The organism is Achromobacter maghribensis, assembly GCF_057334215.1.
In genome coordinates this window covers 76,030-83,351 of sequence record NZ_JBHFII010000011.1, presented here as the reverse complement: position 1 = coordinate 83,351, position 7,322 = coordinate 76,030, and the positions used below count along the sequence as shown (strand labels likewise).

Sequence of the window (7,322 nt, the reverse complement as noted above, 5' to 3'; positions counted from 1 at the left end):
ACGCCCGGCTCGTGCCCTTCCTGATGGAAGGTATCGCAACGAACCGGGCGATGTTCCAGGCCGACGGCATCCATCCGAATGAGGATGCCCAGCCGCAATTGCTGGACAACGTGTGGCCGACGTTGCAGCCACTGTTGAACTAGGGCCTTTTGGCGTTAAGGCCCTTTCTTGCTGATCAGCCTGCCGCCTGCGGCTGCTCGCCGCGGATGACTTCGGCGGCGCTGGGCAGCACTTGCACCTTGTACTGTTCACGCAGCATTTTCAGCAGCGCTTCGATTTCAGCCTGGCCCAGGCCGCCCGACAACTGCTGCGTCAGGCGGTCTTTGGCGGCGGCATCCACCGTGCCGGCTTCGACCTTTTCCAGGCGCACCAACGTGTAGTCGGCGCCCGACTGCACGCCGGCATAGCCGGGCAATTGGGTGGCCGGCAGGCGCATCGCGGCGTCCACCACCGCTTGCGGCAAGTCCTTGGGATTCTGACGCGACACGGTCACGGCCGCCGAGAAGCCTTCCGGCGCCGCCGACGGATTTGCCTTGTCGGCCGCCAGCGCGGCTTCACCGGCCTTCTTGGCGGCTTCGGCCGAACGTTCATCCAGCAGCTTGGCGCGGATGGTCTCGCTGACCTTGTCCAGCGCCGGCACGTGCGCCGGTTCCACGGCGGCAACGCGCACGGCCATCATGGTGGCAGGCGACAGTTCGATCACACCGGAGTTCTGCTTTTCGCGCAGCACGTCGGGCGAAAACAGCACCTGGCGCACGCGCGGATTATCCAACAGCGCGGCATCGGGACTGTCGGCGGCCGAGCCCGGACCGGCCTTATCGGCGGGCAGCAGGCCTTCGCGAGTCACGCCCGAGGCGGTGCGCAGCTTCAGGCCGACGGCATCGGCAGCGGGTTGCAGGCTGTCGCGCTGGTCATAGACCTGCTTGTTCAGCTGGCTGGCCATTTCCGAGAAGCGCACGGCGGCAAGCTGCTTGCGGACTTCGCCGGTGATCTGGTCCTTGACTTCGGCCAGCGGCTTGATGGCCGCAGGCTGGATCTCGGTAACCTTCACGATGTGCAGGCCGGACGGGCTTTCCACCACGCCGGACACCTGGTCCTTGGCCTGGCCGAAAATCGCCTTTTCGAGCGGGCCGGTCAACATGCCCGGTGCCAGCCACCCCAGGTCGCCGCCATTGGCAGCCGACCCGGCGTCTTGCGAATTCTTGCGGGCCAATTCGGCGAACTGCGCCGGATCGGCAGCGGCCTGGCGGGCCAGGTCGTCAGCCTTGATGCGAGCAGCCTTGCGGGCGTCTTCCGATGCGCCCGGGGCCAGTTCGATCATGATGTGGCTGGCGCGGCGGCGTTCGGGCTGGCCGAAGCGGTTCTTGTTCTGCTCGTAATAGGCCGTCAGGTCTTCGTCCTTGACCTGAATGCCTTGCGTGGCGGCGGCCTCGTCCAGCACCAGGTACTGCACCTGGACCTGCTCGGGGACCTGCAACTGCTGCTTGTTGGCGTCGTACCAAGCCTGGATGTCGGCCGGCGTGACGGTGACTTGCGAGCGGAAATCGGCAGCGGCGAAGCGGCGCGTTTGCACCGTGCGCTGCTGGGTCAATGCGGTTTCCAGCGATGCCACGACTTCGGTAGGCGCGCGCGACGATTGCCCGACGGGTTCCAGCACGCGTGCGACCGCCAGGTCGCGGCGCAGGCCGGCTTCGAACGAGGTCGGCGACATGCCCTGCGCTGCCAGTACCTGGCGATAGCGCTCGGGCGAGAAGCGGCCGTTGTCCTGCACTTCCGGAATGGCGGCAATGGTGTTGCGCAGCGTTTCGTCGGACACCGTGAAACGGTTGTCGACGGCGACGTTGGCCAGCAGGCGCTGATTGATCAGCTGATTCAGCAGGCTTTCACGCATCGCCGGCGTGTCGATCACGGCCGGATCGAACTGCGCGCCCATGCGCTGACGGAACTGCTCCAGCTGGTTGCGGTGCGCCTGGTCAAATTCGGCACGCGAAATAGGTTGGCCGTCGACTGTCGCCAGCTCAGGCTCTTGGCGCATGAAGCTGTCATAGCCTTGAATTCCGACCAGGAAGAAGGACGGCACAATCAGAATCAGCAGGATGAACTGCATCCAGCGCCGATGGCTGCGAATAAATTCGAACATGGAATCCCTGTTGCCGCGCTCCGGGGGTATCCACCCAGAGCCGCAAGAAAACGCATAAAAAAGGGCGAACTCGATTCGCCCATTCCCATACCGGTCATTACCGGATCAGCCGGCGGATTTTAGCATTACCCGCCCGTATGGGAGCTTCGGATTCTCTTCAAGTTCCCGGCGGGCCTTTCGACCTGTCCCCACTACATGGAAGGCGTGCGCCGTCAACCCGGGAAATCACCATTTTCGCGCTTCCCGCGCGCTCGTATCGTGACTTTCAGGAGCCGCGCGCCATTTGGCCTTGCGTCCCTGACGCCAGGCCGTTCCGGCCGGCGCCCCTTTCCCCGCCACATAAAGGGTTCCCTCGATGCCGCTTACCTCTCCCCGCCTGCATGTTCTGCGCGCTTGTATCGCCCTGACCTTCCTGGGCGGCGCGCACGCGGCGCTGGCCGCGCCCGTGGCCGCCGTGCACGAAGCCGCGAAGGGCCAGCAACAGGCAATGCTCGACACCATGCGGGATTTGGTCAACATCGAGTCCGGCAGCAAGGACGTCGAAGGCGTGGAACGCATCGCCGACCTGATCCGCGACCGCCTGAAGGCGCTGGGCGGCACGGTCGAGATCCTGCCGGCCACCGATGTCTTCCGGCTGGACGACACCCCGGAAAAGGTCGGCCCGATGGTCCATGCCGAATTCAAGGGAACCGGCACCAAGAAGATCATGCTGATCGCGCATATGGACACGGTGTATCGCAATGGCATGCTGAAAGACCAGCCGTTCCGGGTGGACGGTGACAAAGCCTACGGCCTGGGCATCGCCGACGACAAACACGGCGTCGCGACCATCATCCACACCCTGACTCTGCTTCAGAAACTGGGCTTTCGCGACTTCGGCACCATCACCGTGCTGATCAACGGCGACGAAGAGATCAGTTCGCCGGGCGCCCGCAGCACCATTACGAGGCTGGGCGCCGATCAGGACGCCGTCTTTTCGTTCGAAGGCGGCGGCGCCGAAGCCCGCCTGACCCTTGCCACCAGCGGCATCGGCGCAGCCTACCTGACCGTGCAAGGCAAGACCTCGCACGCCGGCGCCCGCCCCGAAGGCGGTGTCAACGCACTATATGAACTGGCGCACCAGCTGCTGCAACTGGATAAGCTCTCCAAGCCCGAGGAAGGCCTGAAACTGAATTGGACCGTCGCCCAGGCGGGCACGAACCGCAACGTCATCCCCGGCCAGGCAACCGCCCAGGCCGACGCCCGCGCGCTGCGCGTGTCGGACTTCGACGCCCTGGCGCGCACCCTGGAAGAGCGCGTCCAGAAGAAACTGCTGCCCGAATCCAAGGTCTCGGTGAAGTTCGAAGTGCGCCGGCCGCCCCTGGAGGCCACCGCCGCGTCCCGCGCCCTGGCCCAGCACGGCGTGCAGATCTATAAAGAGCTGGACCTGCCGATGAAAGTCGTCGACCGCGCCAGCGGCGGGGGCACGGACGCCGCGTTCGCCGCCCTGAAAGCCCGCGGCCCGGTCGTCGAAGGCATGGGCCTGAGCGGATTCGGCGCCCACTCCAACGATGCCGAGTACATCCAGATCAACAGCATCGTGCCGCGCCTGTACCTGGCAACCCGCATGATCATGGATGTGTCGCAAGACAAAGCCGCGCTGAAGTGAGGACCCCCACGCTGCGCTCGCTGCGCGAGCTTGCTGCCCCCCGAGGGGGCTGCGCCGCCTTGGGGCGGCCCGGCGGCGGCTTTTCTTCGGGGGGCAGGACCGTTGTTCGGGAGGCCGGGGCCGGGCGTCATGGGGGCAAGAAGGAGTATCCTTGCAACCCTGTCCATAAGAAGCACACGCAACACCAACAATGACTGCAAAACTCCCGTCCTGGCCCTATTCCCGTTACATCGCGCACCGCGGTGGCGGCCGTTTGGCGCCGGAGAATACGCTGGCTGCCATGCGCGTGGGCGCCGAGCATGGTTTCACGATGTTCGAATACGACGTGAAGCTGAGCAGCGACAATGTGCTCGTGCTGATGCACGATGACGACGTCGACCGCACCTCCAATGGTCATGGCCCGGCCGCCGCCAAGTCCTACGCGGAACTGGCGCAACTGGACTTTGGCAGTTGGCACTCGGCCGCCTACGCCGGCGAGCCGCTGCCGACCTTTGCCGCCGTGGCGCGTTACACCGTCGCCAACCACATCGCCAGCAACGTCGAAATCAAGCCCTGCCCGGGCCGCGAAGCCGAGACCGGCGCGGCCGTGGCGCTGGCCTGCAAGCAGCTTTGGCAAGGCGCAAGCATGCCCCCGCTGCTGTCCTCGTTCGCCGAAGAAGCGCTGCAGGCCGCGCAGGAAGTGGCGCCCGAACTGCCGCGCGCCCTGCTGGTGGAAAAAGTGCCCGCCGACTGGCGCGAACGCCTGGCCAAATATGACTGCGTCGCGCTGAACATCAACCAGAAAGACGCAACCCGCGAACTGATCGACGCCGTGCATGCCGCCGGCTACCGGATCGCGGCCTGGACCGTCAACGACCCCGAACGCGCCCGCTTGCTGCTGGACTGGGGCATCGACGGCATTTTCACTGACGAGCTGGCCGCGATCCGGCCGGCCGCCTGAGGTAGAACGCCCCGTGTTCAGTTACCGCCACGCCTTTCACGCCGGCAATCACGCCGACGTGCTCAAGCACGCCATCCTGGTCCACACCCTGGATTACTTCAACAAAAAGGACGCGCCCTATTGGGTCGTGGACACCCACGCCGGCGCAGGCCTCTACAACCTGGAAGGCGACTGGGCGAACAAGACGTCGGAATTCGTGGACGGTATCGGCCGCCTGTGGGAGGCCAAGGACTTGCCGCCGCTGCTGGCCGACTACGTTGCCCGCGTCCGCGACTACAACACCAACGGCCGTCTGAAGCGCTACCCCGGTTCGCCGTGGCTGGCGCTGGACGTGATGCGTCCGTCGGACCGCCTGCGCCTGTTCGAGATGCACCCGACCGAGATCGACACGCTGGTCGTCAACCTGGAACACCAGGGACGCGCCGCGCAGCGCCAGACCACCATCTACGGCGATGACGGCTTTGAAGGCGTCAAGGCCCTGCTGCCGCCACCGACGCGCCGCGGCATGGTGCTGATCGACCCGTCGTACGAAGACAAGTACGACTACCGCCGCACGCTGATCACCGTGAAGGAATGCGTCAAGCGCTTCGCCACCGGCACCATCGCCGTCTGGTATCCGCTGGTGCAGCGCCGTGAAGCCAGTGAAATGGCTCGCCACTTCGAGAATCTGAAGGTCAAGAGCTGGCTGCACGCCACGTTGACCGTCAAGAAGTCCACCATCGACGGCTATGGCCTGCATGGCAGCGGCATGTTCCTGATCAACCCGCCCTGGACCTTGCATGAAGGCCTGAAGCAGGCCATGCCGTATCTGGCGCGGGAACTGGGCCAGGACGAACGCGCCGGTTTCACGCTGCAATACCGCGAGAATCCCTTCCCGGTTCCGAAGAAGCAATCGGACGACTGACGCGCCCCCGAGGCCGCTGCAGAAAGAAAATGGGCCGCGATATCGCGGCCCATTTCATTGGCGGGAGTCGGCCCGGGTTACGCCGTTTCGCGTTCCGATTCCTCGCTGCGAAGCGCCTCTTGGGCCCGGGCCAGCTTGGCAGCAGCATCCCGCAAGGCCGTCCGCAAGCCTTCCTCGATCACGGGGTGGTAGAACGGCATTTCCAGCATGCGCGCCACCGTCAATTCCTGCTGCACCGCCCACGCCAGCAAGTGGCCGATGTGCTCGGCGCTGGGGCCAACCATCTCCGCGCCCAGGAAGCGGCCGGTCGCGATATCGGCGTACACATGCAGCATGCCCTTGTTCTTGAGCATCACGCGCGACCGCCCCTGGTCGGTGAAATCCACTTCACCGATGACGAAAGTGCCCGAAACCAGGCGCCCATAACCTTGGCCTGCCAGCGCAATCTGCGGGTCCGAGAACACCACCGCAAGCGGCGCGCGGCGCAAGCCCTGGCGCACGTCGGGGAAGCGCGCGGCGTTTTCGCCCGCGATGCGGCCTTCGTCGGCGGCCTCGTGCAACAAGGGCGCGTCGGCGTTGGCGTCGCCGGCGATGAAGATGGTCGAATCGCCCGCCTGCATCGTTTCGCGATCAAACAGCGGGACGCCCTGCGGATTCAATGCCAGCGAGGTGTTCTCAAGACCCAGCCCATCCACATTGGCGCGGCGGCCCGTGGCGACCAGCGCGTAGTCGAAGCGTTCGGTGCGTTCGCTGTTATCCAGCGTGACATAGCGCACTTCCACTTCGTCGCCGACGCGGGTGGTTTCCAGGACGCGCGCGTCCGGGTCCAGGTAAAACTCGCGCTGGAATATCTTGCGGGCGTTCAGCCGCACCTGGGGGTCGCTGATCCCGCCCAGGCTGCCGCTGACGCCGAACACACGCACGTCGACCCCCAGCCGGGCCAGCGCCTGCCCCAGTTCCAGACCGATCACGCCGGGTCCGAACACGGCAACGCGACGCGGCAGGTCGTCCCACGCGAAGACGTCGTCGTTCACCACCAAGCGGTCGCCCAGCGCGCGAAACGGCGGCGGCACCGACGGGCGCGAACCCGTCGCGATGACCACGCGCGCCGCATGGACCTCGGTGTGGTCGTCTATCCGCAGCACGGTATCGGAGACAAAGCGCGCATAGCCGCGCAGCTTGTCTTCGGCCGGAATGTTCTCGACGCTTTCCAAGACGAAGCCGACGAAGCGATCGCGTTCGCGCTTGACGCGGTCCATCACTTCAACGCCGTCCACCGAGATTTCCCCGCTGACGTGCACGCCAAACGCTTCCGTATGGGCCGCGCCGTGGGCAGCTTCGGCAGCGGCGATCAGCAGTTTGGATGGCATGCAGCCCACCCGGGCGCAGGTCGTGCCATAAGGGCCGCCTTCAATCAGCAGCGCGCGCTTGCCGGCTGCTTTGGCAGCGCGATAGGCGGCCAGTCCGGCGGTGCCGGCGCCAATGACGGCGATATCGGTGTGCAGAGTTTTCATGACTGGGTATCCCCCATGTTGCGGGTAGCAAGGTTGCAAAGGCGAGTTCCGCCTTGTTGCGCATCCTCGGGACGAGTTCCGTCCGGCGGCGCCCGCAAGGGGGCCGCGCAAGGAATGCGGTAAGGATGCGTAAGAAGGGAAGCTCGTGCCGGCGCGGGGGGGGGGGGGGGGGGGGG

General features: G+C 65.6%; 5 protein-coding genes and 1 pseudogene. 4 read left to right on the top strand and 2 right to left on the bottom strand.

Features of this window, described 5'->3' with window-relative positions:
- Nucleotides 1-143: pseudogene (locus ACE039_RS04735) on the top strand (arylesterase); the annotation flags it as partial.
- Nucleotides 144-175: 32 nt separating this feature from the next.
- Here the strand turns inward: ACE039_RS04735 and ACE039_RS04730 are convergent.
- Entirely contained in the window at nucleotides 176-2,140 is a 1,965-nt protein-coding gene (locus ACE039_RS04730; protein ID WP_485821789.1) for a SurA N-terminal domain-containing protein, read from the bottom strand.
- Between the two features lie 355 nt (nucleotides 2,141-2,495).
- On the opposite strand from ACE039_RS04730, the gene ACE039_RS04725 reads away from it, so the two are divergent.
- The 3 genes from ACE039_RS04725 (at nucleotide 2,496) to ACE039_RS04715 (ending at nucleotide 5,632) form a co-directional block, all read left to right on the top strand.
- Entirely contained in the window at nucleotides 2,496-3,788 is a 1,293-nt protein-coding gene (locus tag ACE039_RS04725) for a M20/M25/M40 family metallo-hydrolase (RefSeq protein ID WP_485821788.1), read from the top strand.
- Between the two features lie 190 nt (nucleotides 3,789-3,978).
- The gene (gene ugpQ, locus ACE039_RS04720; protein WP_485821787.1) at nucleotides 3,979-4,728 is read left to right on the top strand and encodes a glycerophosphodiester phosphodiesterase; all 750 of its coding nucleotides are present in this window, start codon (nucleotides 3,979-3,981) and stop codon (nucleotides 4,726-4,728) included.
- Between the two features lie 13 nt (nucleotides 4,729-4,741).
- Nucleotides 4,742-5,632, top strand: coding sequence for a 23S rRNA (adenine(2030)-N(6))-methyltransferase RlmJ (locus tag ACE039_RS04715; protein ID WP_105560143.1), 891 nt, complete (start codon nucleotides 4,742-4,744; stop codon nucleotides 5,630-5,632).
- A gap of 77 nt (nucleotides 5,633-5,709) precedes the next feature.
- Here the strand turns inward: ACE039_RS04715 and ACE039_RS04710 are convergent, their stop codons facing one another.
- On the bottom strand, nucleotides 5,710-7,146 hold the full coding sequence (locus ACE039_RS04710) for a dihydrolipoyl dehydrogenase (RefSeq protein WP_448708588.1): 1,437 nt from the start codon (nucleotides 7,144-7,146) through the stop codon (nucleotides 5,710-5,712).
- Nucleotides 7,147-7,322: the final 176 nt, after the last annotated feature.